12 protein-coding genes and 2 tRNA genes are annotated in these 16,706 nt (G+C 52.3%); 8 read left to right on the top strand and 6 right to left on the bottom strand.

The features are described from left to right. Entirely contained in the window at positions 1 to 2,400 is a 2,400-nt protein-coding gene (locus DCC81_RS24065) for a response regulator (protein WP_165806722.1), read from the bottom strand. Positions 2,401 to 2,726: 326 nt separating this feature from the next. Between DCC81_RS24065 and DCC81_RS24060 the strand changes: the two genes are divergently transcribed. From DCC81_RS24060 to DCC81_RS24045, 4 genes are all read left to right on the top strand, one after another. Then, positions 2,727 to 3,263, top strand: coding sequence for a YceD family protein (locus DCC81_RS24060; protein WP_108689321.1), 537 nt, complete (start codon positions 2,727 to 2,729; stop codon positions 3,261 to 3,263). 28 nt (positions 3,264 to 3,291) lie between these two features. Further along, positions 3,292 to 3,486, top strand: coding sequence for a 50S ribosomal protein L32 (rpmF, locus tag DCC81_RS24055; RefSeq protein ID WP_108689320.1), 195 nt, complete (start codon positions 3,292 to 3,294; stop codon positions 3,484 to 3,486). Positions 3,487 to 3,531: 45 nt separating this feature from the next. Next, a complete protein-coding gene (gene plsX / locus DCC81_RS24050) occupies positions 3,532 to 4,476 on the top strand; it encodes a phosphate acyltransferase PlsX (protein ID WP_108689319.1) in 945 nt (314 codons plus the stop codon). Positions 4,477 to 4,582: 106 nt separating this feature from the next. Continuing rightward, a complete protein-coding gene (locus tag DCC81_RS24045; RefSeq protein ID WP_108689318.1) occupies positions 4,583 to 5,077 on the top strand; it encodes a GNAT family N-acetyltransferase in 495 nt (164 codons plus the stop codon). Between the two features lie 164 nt (positions 5,078 to 5,241). Here DCC81_RS24045 and DCC81_RS24040 read toward each other — a convergent pair whose 3' ends face one another. Next, on the bottom strand, positions 5,242 to 8,985 hold the full coding sequence (locus DCC81_RS24040) for a sensor histidine kinase (protein ID WP_108689317.1): 3,744 nt from the start codon (positions 8,983 to 8,985) through the stop codon (positions 5,242 to 5,244). Positions 8,986 to 8,988: 3 nt separating this feature from the next. Further along, positions 8,989 to 9,768 (bottom strand): nucleoside triphosphate pyrophosphohydrolase, encoded by a 780-nt coding sequence (gene mazG, locus DCC81_RS24035; protein ID WP_108689316.1) that lies wholly within the window; start codon positions 9,766 to 9,768, stop codon positions 8,989 to 8,991. A 197-nt stretch (positions 9,769 to 9,965) separates the two neighbouring features. Here mazG and DCC81_RS24030 point away from each other — a divergent pair, with 197 nt between their 5' ends. Further along, positions 9,966 to 12,227: a Tex family protein gene (locus tag DCC81_RS24030; RefSeq protein ID WP_108689315.1), complete on the top strand. Its 2,262-nt coding sequence runs from the start codon at positions 9,966 to 9,968 to the stop codon at positions 12,225 to 12,227. Between the two features lie 115 nt (positions 12,228 to 12,342). On the opposite strand, the gene DCC81_RS24025 is transcribed toward DCC81_RS24030, so the two are convergent. The 3 genes from DCC81_RS24025 to DCC81_RS24015 form a co-directional block, all read right to left on the bottom strand. Further along, complete coding sequence (locus DCC81_RS24025; RefSeq protein ID WP_108689314.1) at positions 12,343 to 12,864, bottom strand: hypothetical protein; 522 nt, start codon at positions 12,862 to 12,864, stop codon at positions 12,343 to 12,345. 67 nt (positions 12,865 to 12,931) lie between these two features. Next, complete coding sequence (locus tag DCC81_RS24020; protein ID WP_108689313.1) at positions 12,932 to 13,711, bottom strand: enoyl-CoA hydratase-related protein; 780 nt, start codon at positions 13,709 to 13,711, stop codon at positions 12,932 to 12,934. Positions 13,712 to 13,719: 8 nt separating this feature from the next. Further along, entirely contained in the window at positions 13,720 to 14,757 is a 1,038-nt protein-coding gene (locus DCC81_RS24015; protein WP_108689312.1) for a DUF3667 domain-containing protein, read from the bottom strand. A 163-nt stretch (positions 14,758 to 14,920) separates the two neighbouring features. On the opposite strand from DCC81_RS24015, the gene DCC81_RS24010 reads away from it, so the two are divergent. The 3 genes from DCC81_RS24010 (at position 14,921) to DCC81_RS24000 (ending at position 16,174) form a co-directional block, all read left to right on the top strand. After that, entirely contained in the window at positions 14,921 to 15,784 is an 864-nt protein-coding gene (locus tag DCC81_RS24010; RefSeq protein WP_108689311.1) for a hypothetical protein, read from the top strand. A 178-nt stretch (positions 15,785 to 15,962) separates the two neighbouring features. Continuing rightward, positions 15,963 to 16,038: transfer RNA gene (locus DCC81_RS24005), tRNA-Gly, on the top strand. Positions 16,039 to 16,088: 50 nt separating this feature from the next. Continuing rightward, positions 16,089 to 16,174, top strand: a tRNA-Leu gene (locus DCC81_RS24000). Positions 16,175 to 16,706 lie beyond the last annotated feature (532 nt).

The following is a 16,706-nucleotide window of genomic DNA, read 5'->3' as shown; positions in this document are numbered from 1 at the left end:
TTAACTTCCTTTGCTGGTGGCTTCTTCAAAGGCGCGCATGTTTTTTAATTCTTCCTCTACAACAGGCATGTTGGTGTGCAGGGCGGCTTCCACTTCGGAGAACAGGCCGGGGATCTCGGGCAGATGCTGCTCCAGCTGGCTGCTTTTCAGGTAATTTTCCAGGGTCTGCATTTTGGCGGCAATGCCGGTAAGCCCCACCATGGAGAAATTGGGCTTCAGCTTATGCACCTGGAACCCCATGGCTTCCCAATCCTTACTTTCCAGCAACAATCTGATCTTCCCCATTTCATCCTGGATGGTACGCACAAATACCTCGAAAAGATCTGAGGCATAGCCCAGGTTATTTTCATACAGGGCGTTGAGGAACTTGGTGTCCAAAGTGGGTTGGAACTGATAACCGTTGATGTTAGGCGTTTCCATAAGGGCTGTTTCGTCTTCGTTAAGGAATTTCTGCAGTACCCGGATCAGTTGTTCCGGGGTATATGGTTTTGATAACACATCATTGATGCCTGCCATGCGCGCCTGGTCTGCCATGTCTTCCATAGCGCTGGCGGTTACGGCTACAATAGGTGTGGCTGCGTTGGGTTGGGACTCGTCTGCCCGTACCATGGTGGCCAGTTCAAAGCCATCCAGGCCCGGCATGCGCAGGTCCATTAATATAAGGTCAAACTGCCGGTGCTGCAACAGGTGCAGGGCATCCTGCCCGTTGGCCGCGAGCTGGAAATGCAGGCCGGCCCGGTGCAGCAGCCCGGAGATGTACTTGCGGTTCATGATATTGTCTTCCACCACCAGCACGTAAGCTTCTTCAAAGCGCACGTTGGGCATGGGCCGGCTGGGATGGGCTGCCGTACGGCGGCGCTGGTCTATGGAGCGGCCAGTATCCGTAAAGGGCAGGGAAAAACTGAAGCAGGTCTGGTAAAACGGTATTTCTTCCACAAAAATACGGCCGCCCTGCAGTTCCACCAGTTGTTTTACAATTGCCAGGCCCAGGCCGGTGCCGTTATAGCGTTCGTGGCCGGGGCGGGGTGCCTGCCGGTATTCTTCAAACACGGCAGCCCGCTGTTCCTGGTCTATGCCAATGCCGGTATCGCATACCTGGAAGCTGACCCAGCGCTTGCCGTCCGTTACTTCCAGGGCCTTTACCTTGATGGCGATCTCTCCTTCCGTTGTGAATTTTTCCGCGTTGGAGAGCAGGTTCAGTAAGATCTGTTTTAACAAGAGATCGTCCCCCAGCAGCCAGGTGCTCAGGGCAGGGTCTATGTCTACGGTGAGGCTGATGGGGCGCTTGCCCATCTTGAGCCGGAAGGTGTCCTGGAGGGATTTGATCAGCGCCACGGGGTTAAATTCCCGCTGCTGAACTTCCAGCTTGCCGGCTTCTATTTTAGACAGGTCCAGCAGGTTGCCTACCAGTTCCAGGAGAAAATCGGACGATAATTTAAGGATCCCCACATATTCCTGTTGTTCGGCGGTCAGCTCCGTGTTTTCCAGGAGATAGGAAATGCCGATGATGGCTGTGAGGGGATTGCGGATCTCGTGGCTGATATTGGTCAGGAACTCCTTTTGGTTACGCCGGGCCTGTTCCGCACTTTCCCGGGCCTGCTCCAGTGCCCGCTGGAGGCGTTTCTGGGGCGTAATGTCCATGTAAATGCTCATGCTCCCGGTGGTTACCTGGTCCCGGTCATGGATATTGGCAGCGCTGGCCAGTACCCAGCGGCGTTCCCCACCGGGTATCACGATCTCCATTTCGTAGAGCAGGGGCATGTTATTTTCCTGGCGGCGCTGGCGCAGCATGCGGGCGTAGCCCTGCTTTTCTTCCGGTACAAACAGGTCGATCAGGTTCCTGCCGATCAATTGGTCCTCCGTCATCCGGCTCATACGGCAAAAGCCTTCAAACACCCGGGTGATATTGCCTTCCAGGTCTGTTTCGCAGAGGGCGGCGTTGAGATTGTCCAGTACTACCTGGAACTTCCGCTCGTTGTGGAGGATCTCTTCCTGCAGCAGGTGGTGCTTGGTTACATCTATCACTTCCCATATGCTGCCCCGGAACACCCCTTCCTCGAAGATGGGAATGTAGCTCAGTTCACGGTATTGCCCCTCGCGGAAGGCGATCTCCCACCCGATGTGGGGCTTCTTCTGGTTAATGAGCTCCTGCATGCGGTGGGCAAAGGCCACTGGTTGTGATACCTGGAGGCAGTAGTGCATGACCACGGCGTCAAAGGGAAGGTGCAGCAGGGCGGCGGCGGAGCCTACGGCGGTACGTTCCAGGATCACGTCATTGAGCCAGATAAGGCGGTGGGTCTCATCAGTGACCATGATACCTGCGTTGGTATTATGGAGGTAGGTGGCTATGGGAAGGGAAAAAATGGCAGGCACTTCCATGTCGGCGGTTTCGCCGGGCATAGGTTTTTTCCTTCCATTTTTTCTGATTAATTTCATTGTGTCAGGGTGAAAATAAGAGCACGGCTGTGCTCCCGGATTGATAATTGCCTGGTTTTTGGGTGCTGCTTGGAATGCTCACTGACCGGTCTGGCATTTTCAGGAAAATGGATAGTTGGGCAGGGGCAAGCTAAGCGATTGTTTACCTAGCAGTTAAAGTCTGTCAAATATCATATATTTTTAGAAAAAAGATATATAAATCTGGGGGAGGTGCTCTTCAAAACCAGGAAATTTTTGCTTTTGAAAATATTTAACTACCTTTGCATCCCTCTAAAAGTGAGGACTTAATTATGAAACCACTCCGCGAATTTGACATCCCCTTTGTGGGCTTAACACCTGGAGTGCACTCATTTGAGTACCAAATTACGGATAGTTTCTTTGAAAATTACGGTGAACAGGACTTTCGGGATTGCCAGGCTACAGTAAAACTTCAATTCGACAAGAAGGCAAGTTTTTTCATGCTGAAGTTTGAGATAGGTGGCAAGGCGATGGTAGACTGTGACCGTTGCGGGGCTCCGTTTGAGTTGCGGCTGTGGGATGATTTCCACCTGGTCGTGAAGCTGGTGGACAATCCCGAAGAAATGAGCAACGACGAAGATCCGGATGTAGCGTACATTGCCAGGACCGAATCGCATGTAAATGTGGCGGACTGGATTTATGAGTTCATCAATCTGAGTATCCCGATGCAGCATATTCACCCGGACTTACCGGACGGAAGGCCAGGCTGTGATCCGGAGGTGTTAGCAATGCTCGCTAAAATGAGCCAGCAGGAAGAAGAGAAAAGTAACCCGATCTGGAAAGGATTGGATAAATTCAAGAACAATTAATTACGCACAATTTTAAAACTTAAATACAATGCCAAATCCGAAACGCAGACACTCTCAGCAACGTTCAGCCAAGAGAAGAACGCACTATAAGGCTTTTGCTGACACACTGAGCACTGACAGCGCAACCGGCGAAATGCACGTTAGACACCGTGCTCACTGGGTAGAGAACAAGTTGTACTACAAAGGAAAAGTAGTCCTGGAAAAACAGAGCGCCGAGAAATAATTTGACTAATTTTACCCGGACCCAGCAAAAAAACTCACAAGTTACATGAGAATCGGACTTGATATGATGGGTGGCGATTATGCACCCGGGGAAGCCGTTAAGGGAGTAAAATTATTTTTCGATACTGTTACATCTGATGCCCATTTGGTGCTGATCGGCGACGAAACAGCCCTGAAACCTTTACTGGAAGAAGCTCAGCTGGACACATCAAGATACACTGTCGTTCATTCGTCTCAAGTAATTGGGATGAATGAACATCCTACCAAAGCATTAAAGGAAAAGCAGCAGTCTTCGATTGCGATCGGCTTTTACCTGTTGCAGCATAAGAAGATCGACGCATTTATCAGTGCCGGGAACACCGGTGCGATGATGGTCGGTACTTTTTATTCCATCAAGTCCATCGAGGGGGTTCAACGCCCTACGATTGCCACCATGGTACCCCGCGAAGCCGGCGGTTACGGGTTGCTCCTGGATGTAGGTCTGAATGCAGACTGTAAGCCGGAAAACCTCGTGCAGTTTGGTATCCTGGGTTCTTTGTACGCCAAGCATATCCTGGGTACGGAAAACCCGAAAGTAGGGTTACTCAACATTGGTGAAGAAGAAGGCAAGGGTAACCTGCTGGCGCAAGCCACTTATCCCCTGCTGAAAGACGAGCCACGCATTAATTTTGCCGGCAATGTGGAAGGAAGGGATGTATTCACCGACAAGGCTGATGTGATCGTATGCGAAGGATTTACCGGCAACGTAGTTTTGAAAATGGCCGAATCATTCCACGAAGTGGCGGTAAAACGCGGTATCAAGGATGATTACATCGACCGTTTCGATTTTGAATACTATGGCGGTACCCCTGTACTAGGCGTTTCCGAACCAGTGATCATTGGCCACGGCATTTCCGGCCAACGCGCGTTCATGAACATGATCGTGGTGGCGCAGAAAATGCTAGAGTCCAAATTGCTCGATAAGATCAAAGAAAGCTTTATTGCCAAATAACTATCAGGTGTAATGCCTGCGCCAAAACGTTCATCCTGCATCGCGGGGTGAACGTTTTTCGTTTTCAGTGCACTTGTATTCACTACATTTCACAACTACCTGTTTTATGCCCACCCTTATCCGTCCCGCCACTCCCGCCGACCTGCCGGCCATCCTCGACATCGTGAACGAGGCTATTCTCAACAGCACTGCTATTTACGACTATGATCCCCGCACGCCGGAAGCCCACGAGGCCTGGTGGCAGGATAAGCTGGCTACCGGTATGCCGGTTGTGGTAGCGGATGTAAATGGCAAGGCAGTGGGCTTTGGCAGCTATGGGCGTTTCCGGCCGAAGATAGGATACCAGTACTGCGTGGAACATTCTATTTACATGGACACGGAGCACCGCGGTATGGGCATTGGAAAGCTGCTGCTGGAGGAGTTACTGCGGCTGGCGCAGGAGCAGGGCATGCATACCATGGTAGCGGGGATCGATGCGGCCAATGAAAGTAGTATTGCGTTTCATAAGAAGTACGGGTTTGTGGAAGTGGGGAGAATGCCGGAAGTGGGGTATAAATTTGGGAGGTGGCTGGATCTGGTGTTTTTGCAGAAGACGTTTTAGGCGGGCCCTAAACTGTTTAATTTCCGCCTGTTTCATTAAAAAAACAAGGATCTGCCCCGTTTGAAGACATATACTTTAGCGGCTTTCCTGTAAATATAATTACCCGGACCAGGTATTGTATCGCAAAAGACCTGCCCTGGGGCGCAGTGCTGATCTACGCCCCCCTACTCTACCAGCGGCAACTCCACAAAAAATACCGTTCCTACCCCTGGCATGGTCTCAAACCAGATATGTCCCCTCGCCTGCTCCACGATGTTCTTACACATGGCCAGCCCCAAACCCGTACCCGATGATTTCGTGGTGAAGTTCGGCACAAAGATCTTCGCCTGCACTTCCGGGGGAATACCCATGCCATTGTCGCGGATGCTCACCGTAACATTATGCTGGCCGGAGGGCTGCACCTGGATGTAAATGGCGCCTTTCCTGCCTTCCGGGATGGCCTGCATGGCGTTTTGCAGCAGGTTGGTGAACACGCGGTTCATCTGCGTTTTATCCGCAAAGATGTAGTACTCCCGGTCCGGCTGCATGAAGATCACATCCCCCTCCGGGAGGCTTTGGTACAGGGAGGCCAGGCTTTTGAGCACTTCCTGCAGCAGCAGCCGCTCATTATTGGACTCCCCGATGTGTGCAAACGCGGAGAAATCGCTGGCAATGTTAGACAAATGCTCTATCTGCTCTACCAGGGTACGCGCTACGTTGGCAGAGAGGTCCTTTACATTCGCCGCATCGCTGGCAATGGCCCTTTGCAGGTACTGTATACTCAGCTTCATGGGCGTAAGCGGGTTCTTGATCTCGTGCGCCACCTGCCTTGCCATTTCGCGCCAGGCGCCCTCCCTTTCACTCTTGGCCAGCAGCGCGGCACTTACTTCCAGCTTGCGCACCATCTTGTTGTATTCCTTCACCAGCAGGCCTATTTCATCGTCCTTGGTCCACTCAATTTCATCATTACGCTGCCCCAGGTTGAATTGCTTCAGCTTTTCTGTTACCAGGGAGAAAGAGCGGGTAATGGAGTTGGTGATCAGCAAGGCCAGGATACCCGCCAGCAGGAAGATGAACGCGTTGAAGTTGATCAGCGCCACCAGGAAGTCGGAGATCTGCTGCTTCAGTTCCGTTTCCGTGGCAAAGTAAGGCACATTCAGGTAGGCGTATACTTCGCCGTTATTGCGCAGCGGTACATAACCGGAAAGATAGCTCATCTTGCCGATCTGCTCATCCTGGATATACAACACTTCATTTTCCCTGAACAGCTGGAAATAGGCCTTGGGATTCATTTTGCGGGACAGCAGCCCTTTCTCCGTCATGAGCGGCTGCGTGGTGAACTGCAGGTTACCGTCGTGATCATATACATTGATATCCAGCCCGCGCTCTTCCGCAATATTGCTCATGGCCTGGCTTTGCTGGGCCTGGAAAATGGGGCTGTAAAGATCATCCACATTATCCATCATGCGCTGGTTGTTGAATGCCTTTTCCACATCGCGGGATACGTCGTTGATGCTCTTTGCCAGGCGCTCCCGGTTTTCCTTTTTGGAGCGGCTGATGAAGAACAGGATCGTGGTGGCGCCCAATACCAGGAAAGCCAGCACTACCACTGCAATGATGGTCCCGTGCACCTGGCGGCGGATGTTGATATTGACCAGCTGCTTCAAATTGCCAATGCGCATGCGCGCGCGGATGAGCAGGTCCAGCACTTTGTACACCAGGATGATAAGCAGGAACAGGCAGAACATCCAGGCAAAGAGGGTGATGAACTCGATAAAGTTACGCTGCTCTTTCACCAGCACTACAGACTTATCCTTGGTGGCCCGGAAATACAGAAGGGAATAGCCTTTCCTGGTTTCCAGTTTACTGAGGCCAATGGTGATGTCAGCGGTATTGAGGTGTAACGGGAACGGGTAATCGTTGTAGTTAGCCACCAGGTTGCCCTTGTCATAAACCGCGTAAGAGTAGTTGCTGGTGTTCTCCATCCCGGCATCGCTCTCCCCTTCCAGCAGCAACTCGGGGTACAGGCGTTCCACATTCACCACGGCTGGTGTTAGTTCGTAGACCAGGTAGCCGTTGGCAAATTCTTTTTTACCAATATAACTGTAGTCATTGAAACTGCGCTCGTAAAAATACAGGTCGTTGCCGCTTACCTGCAGGGAGTTATCGGCATTGAGCAGCACATCCCGGTTAAAGACGCTCAGGGTCATGGTATCCCCGTTAAAAAGCGGGTCGCCATTGCCATCGTAGGTATAAAAATTTACGTTGAAGCGCTTCAGGTAGCCGGAAAAATATTTTTCCCGCAGGTTATTGAGCAGCTCCCGCTTGCCTTCGCGGGTAGCATTGTCAAAGAAAGTGGTGATCAGTTCTTCCTGTTCCAGTTTCTGCCCTACGTCGCCCAGGAGCATTTCCAGGTAAGGATCTTTTTGTTTGGAAAGGTCTTTGGCAATGCTCTCGCGGATGGTGATCTCCTTGTTGCTGTTGTAGTACACCAGCACCGCGGAGGTAGTGATGGTAAGCAGGAAAAGCCAGAACAGGAAAGGCACGGAGGCAATGCTGCTCTCAAAACGGTATTCAAAGGTATCGAGCAGGAACACATAAGCTACCAGCCAGAATACCAGCACGATGTAGAAGCCCAGTTCCGGATCATTGAGATTGAATGCCAGCCACACTACGCCTATGCAGGACAGGAACAGGTATTTGGTGCGCACCTGGTAAGCGGTGAGCTCGTTCATGAAATAGTTGATCACCTGTGAAAAGAACAGGAAACTAAATGCAATGAACCCTAATACAATAAAGCCTACAACGCTGTATTCATTGAGCGAAAGCGAATTGGTAACATCAAAGGAAATGCGGGAATCTATCACCAGGCTTTCTATCAGCGAGGTAAGGAACTGCCCCACCCCATACAGCAAAAAGCAGGAAAGCGCGATCAGCAGATAACATTGCCACTTACGCGCCAGGCGGGGCGGCTTCAGGGTTTTAAGGTGCTCCCGGAAAAACAGGATGAGCCAGAAGCAGAGCAGCACATTGAGCAGCAGGTCGCCCAGGGAGCGGAACACTTCATCCCTGGCGTAGATCAGGGGGGTAAAAAGATGGAGTGCACGCAGGTTAAAAGGGAAGTCATACACGTAACTGACGGCCCGCATGAAGACCACGGCCACGGCCAGGAAAGCAAAGCCCCACCAGGCTTTCCAGCGCATCACGATCATGGCGGCAAAGAGGTTGATGAACACCAGTACGCAGATGCAGCCCAGCACTTTGAGCACTACGCTGATCACATTTACCGGGTGGCTGCTGAGCCGCTCCGTGTAGCGCAGGTAGAACAGCATCTTATGCCCGCTATTTTCCACCGCCAGGCCGGGGCCCTGGCTGTCTATCGTGTATTCCTTGCCCAGCGCAGGTTTATCATAAAAGTGATCTACGAGGTAATTGTTGCTGATGGCATATTCCAGCTTTACGGGAATGAGGCCGATAAGGAAGCGTTTTTTGGGCGCAAGGCTCACACTTTTGTAAATGACCTCGTAGTAGCCATTCTTCAGTTTTTCAAAGCGCACACCATCCAGCATGGGCGGTGTAATATCCGCCGGCTGCACGGAGTTATTGCTCCAGAAGGTTTCCCATTTATCTACGCCGTTGCCTTCATAAGCATACACGTAAAAGTCTTTACGGGTAAGGTTCTCCAGGGTCTGGGCGTTGTAAGTACGGTCAAACAGTTGCTGCACCAGCTGCTTGTCCTGCGTCATCCTGTAAAAGGCCTGTTCCCGTTCCTGTATGCTCTCTTCCAGGCTACGTTTCACGCCCTGGGGCGAGGAGTAGTAGGACCAGTAGTTGTTGAACAAAAAGGCCAGCGTAAACAGCCAGGCGGCCATGATCAGCAGATAACCATGGCGCAGCACAAAGAGGCGTATATCTTTGATCTCATCCATGCGTTAGGGCCGGCTTGCTTTTTCTGTACGTTTTACTTCATCCCACAGGGCGTTCATGGCATCCAGCGACATTTCAGACAGCGTGGTGCCTTTCTCTGCGGCGAGGTTTTCTATCTGCTGGAAGCGGCGGATAAATTTCTTGTTGGTACGTTCGAGCGCATTTTCAGCGTCTACGTTAATGAAGCGGGCGTAGTTCACCAGGGAAAAAAGCACATCACCCAGTTCGTCTTCTATCCCGTCCTGGATACCTGCGGCTACAGCATCTTTCAGCTCATGCAGCTCTTCTTCCAGCTTGGCGTACACCTGTTCGGTATTGTCCCACTCGAAGCCTACCTGTTTGGATTTTTCCTGCAGGCGCATGGACTTTACCAGGGCTGGCAGGGAAGCCGGTACACCGGCGAGCACAGATTTTTTGCCTTCTTTCAGTTTGATCTTTTCCCAGTTGCGCTTTACTTCTTCATCCGTATCGGCCTTCACATCGCCGTAGATGTGGGGATGGCGGACGATGAGCTTTTCACAAATGCCATTGATCACGTCTGTCATATTGAACTGCTGCTGCTCACTGGCGATCTTTGCGTAGAACACCAGGTGGAGGAGCACATCGCCCAGTTCCTCGCGGATATTGGGCCAGTCCTGTTCGGAGATGGCGTCTGTAAGCTCATACATTTCCTCGATGGTGAGTTGCCGTAAAGATTGCAGGGTTTGTTTACGGTCCCAGGGGCATTTTTCCCGGAGATCGTCCATGATTTGCAGTAGTCTGTCGAAGGGTGCCGGTTGTTGCATTTGGTAAAAATAAGGAAAACGGCCGGGGCAGCAAAGGCCGGGCTAAAACCCGCGCTGGCATTGGGTTATAACCCATTCCCCATCCATATGAAAAATATTAATTTCTTTTTATGCCGTACGTCCCATTTTACTTACTTTTGCGGCCTTAGGCCCTCCCGGTCTGCGGGAGTTGCCGGTGTCAAAAAGGGTAAAAATTTATGAACAGCAAACACATTGCACTCATCTCATCTGAACTGGGCATCAGCGCCCGGCAGGCCGAAAATACCATGAACCTGCTGGCGGAAGGGTCTACCGTTCCCTTCATCAGCCGTTACCGCAAAGAGGTAACCGGCAGCCTGGATGAGGTGCAGATAGGCCGTATCGAAGACCTCAAAAAACGCTACGAAGAAATTGACGAGCGCCGCAACTTTATCATCAAGACCATTGGCGAGCAGGGTAAACTGACCCCGGAACTGGAATCCAAGTTGGAAAACACCTGGGTACTGGCCGAACTGGAAGATATTTACCTGCCGTACAAGCCCAAGCGCAAAACCCGCGCCACTATTGCCATTGAAAAGGGACTGGAGCCGCTGGCCACTACCCTCTTTGACCAGCAGGATGGCGACCTGGAAGCGCTGGCCAAGCCTTTCCTGAATGAACAGGTGCTCACCATTGACGATGCCCTGAAGGGCGCCCGCGATATTATTGCGGAAAAGATCAACGAAAACGCGGAGCTGCGCGATAAAATGCGGAAGCTCTTCACCCATACCGCCACCTTTACCTCGAGGGTAATTGAAGGCAAAGAAGCGGAAGCCATCAAGTACAAAGATTATTTTGACTTCAACGAAAACCTGATGGAGATCCCCTCCCACCGCGTGCTGGCCATCCTGCGCGGAGAGGCGGAAGGCTTCCTGTACGGCACCATTGCACCGCAGGAAGAAGACGCGATCGAGATCATCAACAAACAGTTTGTAACCGCGAAGAATGCCGCAGGCGAGCAGGTGGCCAAAGCCGGTACGGATGCTTACAAACGCCTGCTGCGCCCCTCCTTGGAAAACGAGTTCCGCTCCAATGCCAAGGAAAGAGCCGATGTGGAAGCGATCGACGTATTTGCAGAAAACCTGCGCCAGTTGTTGCTGGCTGCGCCCCTGGGCCCCAAAGCCGTAATAGCCGTGGATCCCGGCTACCGTACCGGTTGTAAGGTAGTGGCGCTGGATGAGCAGGGCAATATGCAGGAAAATGACGTGATCTACCCCCTGGAAAAGAACTACAAGCGCGATGATGCAGAGCACCTGCTGCGCAAGTGGGTAGACCGCCACGACATTGCCGCCATCGCGGTGGGCAATGGTACCGCGGGCCGCGAAACAGAAGAATTTATCAAGAAAATAGATTTTGGTAAGAAGGTGAACGTATTCATGGTGAATGAAAGCGGCGCCTCCGTGTACTCCGCATCGGAAGTGGCCCGCGAGGAATTCCCGGACCACGACGTGACCGTGCGCGGGGCCGTATCCATTGGCCGCCGCCTCATTGACCCGCTGGCCGAGCTGGTAAAAATTGACCCCAAAGCCATTGGCGTGGGCCAGTACCAGCACGATGTAAACCAGGGACAACTGAAACAAAGCCTGGACCGCGTGGTAGTAAGTTGTGTGAACAATGTGGGCGTGAACCTGAACACGGCCTCAAAACACCTGCTGGCGTATGTTTCCGGCCTGGGGCCTTCATTGGCAGAAAACATTGTGAAGTTCCGCAGGGAGAACGGCGCCTTCCGCAACCGCCTGGAGCTGAGGAAAGTGCCCCGCCTGGGTGAAAAGGCATTTGAGCAGTGCGCGGGCTTCCTCCGCATTGAAGGCGGAGACAACCCGCTGGACAATTCTGCTGTGCACCCCGAGCGTTACAAACTGGTAGAACAAATGGCCAGCAAGCAGCACACCACCGTGGCCGACCTGATGGCCAAGGAAGACCTGCGCAAAAACCTGAACCTGAAAGAATACGTCAGCGAAGAAGTGGGCCTGCTCACACTGGAAGATATCATGAAAGAGCTGGATAAACCCAGCCGTGACCCGCGCGATGAGATCTCCATCTTTGAATATGCCGAAGGCGTAAAATCCATGGAAGACCTGAAAGTGGGTATGACACTGCCTGGTGTGGTGACCAACATCACGGCCTTTGGTGCCTTCGTGGACGTGGGCGTAAAACAGGATGGCCTGGTGCATATTTCCCACCTTTCCAACCGCTATGTGAGCAACCCGAATGACGTGGTAAAACTGAACCAAAAGGTAACGGTAACGGTGCTGGAAGTGGACCCGGCCCGCAAACGCATTTCCCTTTCCATGAAAGAAAATGAGCCCGTAGCACCGGCCGCCCGCCGCGAGCAGCGCGACAACCGCCCGCAGCAAAGCAACCAGAAGAAAGCTGCGAAACCCGGACCGGTCAATGATTTCCAGTCCAAGCTGGATGAACTGCGAAAGAAATTCAACTAACAGGTTAACGGATAATCGTTAGCGGTTTTTTTTGACCGTTTATAGATCAAAGCGGCGCATCATTTCATACGATGCGCCGCTTTGATGTATTGCAACACCGTTAACGGCTATACGATCACCGGGTCACGAATTTCTGTTTCCACGCCAGCAGTCTTGCGGGGTAAATGGTGTCACCATTTTCTCCGTACAGGCTTACCCGTTTGTTGTCCGCAATGCCCACGTATACGATATCGCGGCGCATGTCTATGGCCAGTGCGGCTTCGTCCTGGAGGCAATTGTGGGGCATGCAGCCTTCGTTGAAGAGCACCTGGTTGTCAATATCGATGGGGGGCATTACCTGGTAGCGTTCTGTGAAGGTTTCCGCGCGGGTGCCCAGGAGGCGCTGGAGACGGGCGTGCAGGGGTTCCTGGTTGATGAGGTGCACATCATACGCATAACGCCCTTCAAAGCGCTCAAAGGCGCTCCAGGAAGTGAGCGGCACTACTACCACGGTATCTTCAGAGAGCACCATGGAATCTACCGTGGGGTGTACCCCTTCTGCAGCCAGGGTGGTCTTGGGGGATGGGCTGGTAAGCGATCCGCAGGCGGGAAAGGCCAGCAGTGCGGCGCCCAGGAATAAAATCGTTCTAACGCTCATAGCAAGTGATGTAACCGGCGCTGGGAACCAGCCGGTAAAATAAGGTTTTCAACTACCGCAAAGATCGTTAACGCCCTTTAAAAACAGGTTTTCTTTTTTCAACAAAGGCCTGCATTCCTTCCTTTTGATCTTCGGTGGCAAACAGCAGGTAAAAGTTCTTTCTTTCAAACTGCAATCCTTCGTCGAGGGTGGTATCAAACGATTTGAGCACCGCTTCTTTGGCCATGCGCACCGCCAGGGGGCTCATGGAGGCAATGGTGGCCGCCATCTTAACGGCTTCCTGGAGATAGAGCGGTACGGGTACTATCTTATTGATAAGGCCAGCCTGGAAGGCTTCTTCCGCGGTGAGCAGGCGGCCGGTCAGCACCATTTCCATGGCCAGGGCTTTGCCTACCGCGCGGGTAAGGCGCTGGGTACCGCCGGCGCCGGGCATGATGCCCAACTTGATCTCCGGCTGCCCGAAGCGGGCCGTTTCACTGGCGATGATCAGGTCGCACAGCATGGTGAGCTCACAGCCGCCGCCCAGTGCAAAGCCGCTCACCGCGGCGATGAGGGGCTTTTTGATGCGGCGGATGGTGTCCCACGTGCTGAACTGGTCTATGTTATACATGTCGATGGCCGTTTTATCCGCCATCTGCTTAATATCTGCGCCTGCGGCGAATGCTTTTTCATCGCCGCTGATGACGATAGCACGCACCTGGTCATCAGCGTCCAGCTGGCGGAGCACGTCCCGCAGCTCGCCCATCAGCTCCAGGTTAAGGGCATTGAGTTCCTTGGGCCGGTGCAGTTGTACGTGCGCTACGTGGGGCGCCGGCTGCTGGTGTACGATAAGATGTTCCGGTGTCATACCCTAATTTACAGAATAACTGCAAATGCCAGCAACAGGAACAATAAAAACACGATCAGCACAGAACAGCAATAGGCCACGGAGATCACGCTGGCCTTGATAAAGCTCTTGCCCCAGCCCTGGCTATAGGTATTGCGCATGGCCGCCATCAGGTAAAAGAAGCCCAGCATCCATCCCCAGCCGTTAAAGGCATCCGTATTGAACACCCGGCCCAGGATGAGCACCACCAGGAAAAGAATGAACCAGAAACTATGTACATGGATGCTGAAAATGGCATGGTCTGCGTAGAACCAGCGCTTCCAGTTGTACATGGCCTTCATGAGCAGGGCAAAGAGCGGCAGCAGCAGGAACATCACTTTGGGCCCGTCATGCTGGATCATTTCCATGAAGATCTCCTGGTAATTGGCGTTATTGTATTTATGGCGCAGGTAGATGAGGCGGCGGTAGAGCCAGCGTTCTCCCCTGCCGTCGCGGAGACTGTCTGGCAGGGTTTTCTGGGCGGAGTCATAGGCCGCCACGCTGTGAAATTGCTCCCAGCCGGTGCTGTCACTGCGGCTGGCAAAGGTGCTATCCAGCGTGGTATGGGTGATGCGGCGGGCGTAATCCGCCGCGCTGGTACCGGGTTTTCCACCTTCACTATCCAGTTGCACCCCTTTCAGCACATGGGAGAGCGTATCTGTAGCGGTCTGCAAAATGGCGTGCTCCGTGGTCTTTTCCTCTTCCACTTCCTCGTGCTTGTTGATGGCAAAGGCCGTGAAAAAGAACACGAACGAAACGAAGATGTAAAGGCGGATGGGGTGAATGTAGCTGACCCTTTTCCCGGCCAGGTATTCTTTGGTAAGGCGCCCGGGGCGGAACAGCAGGTAGGTGATGGACGTGTGAAACTTGGAATCATAGTGCACCACGTCTGCCACGAAGTGTTTTAAAAGGTGGCTGAAAGGTTCATGGGCGGGGGTATTTTCCTGGCCACAGTGGGTGCAGAACCGCTCGGGCACTTCATGGCCGCAGTTCAGGCAGTTTTTCTCATGCCGGAGGTCTTTACTCAATGCAGTAGATTTTTGGGTGGTTAGATCCTGGTTTGAGTGCTAAAAATAAGATGCAGCCGGGATAATTCCTATTTGAAATTTTCAAATATGAGTGACAACACCGGCTGCCCCGAGCCGTTCCGGGCAATAAGCAATGCGGGCAAACGTTATATTTGCATCGCATATGAAACCATCCCTCAAGCAACTTTTTCTCTCCGTACTGGCCGCCTGTGGCTTTAGCAGCATGGCGCATGCCCAGTACTTTTACCAGGACATTTATGCCAACCAGCAGGCAAACGCCAATATGGCCCTGCTGAAGACGGCCAAGGTGCAAAAGCAGACCGTGCAAAGCATGGACGCAGACCTGTCGTCCGATAATGACTTTATTTGTGAACGGGTCATTGAGCCCAGTTACCGGCAGATGACCGCGGTGACCAAAAGCCGCGCTACCGGCCGGGCTGTAACGGTTTCCTCGTTCAACACCAAAGGCCTGCTCAGTAAAGTGGTGGACAGTACAGAGGCCAGCACCACCGTGCTGCAATACCACTACAACGACAAGGCACAACTGACCAGCATCCAGTCCACGTCTGTTTCTACCGTACAGCACTTCCGCATGGCGGAAGCACGCACTGCACGGTACGACAGTTCCGGGCGCCTGCTGAACATGCTGCGCCAGCGCAGTGCCAATCCTGCTGATACTACGTTGATCATCTTCAAAACCAATGATAAGCTGCAGGTGACCGAAGAGCAGGAAGTGGGCAAAGGCGTGCACACGGGGCGGATCTATTATGACTACGACAGCGCGGGGCACCTGAGCGCTGTGCTGCGGTACAATGCGGTGCGCAAGCGTATGCTGCCTGATTATATGTTTGAGTATGATGACAGGGGCCGCCTGCTGCAGATGACCACTGTGAATGCGGAGACGGGAGACTATACGCGGTGGCAGTATCAATACCAGGAGAATGGGTTGCCGCTGAAGGAGACCTGTTATGGGAAACAGAAGGAATTATTGGGGATGGTGAAGTATGGTTATGAGTTAGCGAAGTAAAGGGGAAGGATTGCCGGGACTGTGAGTCTTGCTACAGATCAATTAAACAGAACTCCCTGTGGTAGCGGGATGGCAAGGATGAACCTGATATTTTCCAGAAAACTTTTTGTTTTATAGAAACAATTCCTATCTTTGCCATCCCAACGAAAAAACGCCGTTGGCCAGTTCTTATTCATAAGCGGAAGTAGCTCATTTGGTAGAGCACGACCTTGCCAAGGTCGGGGTGGCCGGTTCGAGCCCGGTCTTCCGCTCCAAGAACAGATTCCAAATTGCGCAGGCGGTTTGGAATTTTTGTTTGTGGTCTACCCGGGTGGTGGAATCGGTAGACACGCGGGACTTAAAATCCCGTTCCCAGCAATGGGAGTGTGGGTTCAACTCCCATCCCGGGTACAGTTTTGAAGCGGACGCTTCGTGATATTGAAAAAGGCTCATCGGAAACGATGGGCCTTTTTTTGGGAGTTTGACAAATATGGGCAAAGAGTAATTCGCTGCGAGCGTTCTATGCCGCCCTTTGAAATAGGAAAGATTATGAATATCGCTTTTAACAATAAATGTTAGCCCTTGCAGCAGCATTTTGACATACCATTTTCAGGTTCACTAACTCCGCAATACACTTTCCAATTGTAGCCATTTTTCTCCATGACCGTTTTCTTTTATCTTGGCGATATCTGCATTGATTAAGATACTCCACACCGGACGCATTTAGATTGCTATTGTATGCGACGCACCGTAAAAGTTACCAGGCTATACTGTCCAGGTATATATGAAATTGATACCCCTAGTTTAGCGTTATCCTGAAAGCTTCCCTCAGTTAGTAACATTCAAAACTAAATCTTTCCATTCAAATCTTTGGTCCTTGAGGAACGTCGGAAGGGCGTAGCCCTGAAGACGTTCCTCAAGGAAGGCCACTGGCGGCCGGTAC

It is taken from the genome of Chitinophaga parva, from assembly GCF_003071345.1.
Lineage (GTDB): Bacteria > Bacteroidota > Bacteroidia > Chitinophagales > Chitinophagaceae > Chitinophaga > Chitinophaga parva.
The sequence above is the reverse complement of the archived record's forward strand: the minus strand, read 5'-3'. Positions and strand labels throughout refer to the sequence as shown.

Excerpts from the sequence above, each read along its gene's own strand:
- DCC81_RS24065 (WP_165806722.1), bottom strand. The coding sequence starts at position 2,400 with ATGCCCGGCGAAACCGCCGACATGGAAGTGCCTGCCATTTTTTCCCTT.
- DCC81_RS24060 (WP_108689321.1), top strand. The coding sequence starts at position 2,727 with ATGAAACCACTCCGCGAATTTGACATCCCCTTTGTGGGCTTAACACCT.
- rpmF (WP_108689320.1), top strand. The coding sequence starts at position 3,292 with ATGCCAAATCCGAAACGCAGACACTCTCAGCAACGTTCAGCCAAGAGA.
- plsX (WP_108689319.1), top strand. The coding sequence starts at position 3,532 with ATGAGAATCGGACTTGATATGATGGGTGGCGATTATGCACCCGGGGAA.
- DCC81_RS24045 (WP_108689318.1), top strand. The coding sequence starts at position 4,583 with ATGCCCACCCTTATCCGTCCCGCCACTCCCGCCGACCTGCCGGCCATC.
- DCC81_RS24040 (WP_108689317.1), bottom strand. The coding sequence starts at position 8,985 with ATGGATGAGATCAAAGATATACGCCTCTTTGTGCTGCGCCATGGTTAT.
- mazG (WP_108689316.1), bottom strand. The coding sequence starts at position 9,768 with ATGCAACAACCGGCACCCTTCGACAGACTACTGCAAATCATGGACGAT.
- DCC81_RS24030 (WP_108689315.1), top strand. The coding sequence starts at position 9,966 with ATGAACAGCAAACACATTGCACTCATCTCATCTGAACTGGGCATCAGC.
- DCC81_RS24025 (WP_108689314.1), bottom strand. The coding sequence starts at position 12,864 with ATGAGCGTTAGAACGATTTTATTCCTGGGCGCCGCACTGCTGGCCTTT.
- DCC81_RS24020 (WP_108689313.1), bottom strand. The coding sequence starts at position 13,711 with ATGACACCGGAACATCTTATCGTACACCAGCAGCCGGCGCCCCACGTA.
- DCC81_RS24010 (WP_108689311.1), top strand. The coding sequence starts at position 14,921 with ATGAAACCATCCCTCAAGCAACTTTTTCTCTCCGTACTGGCCGCCTGT.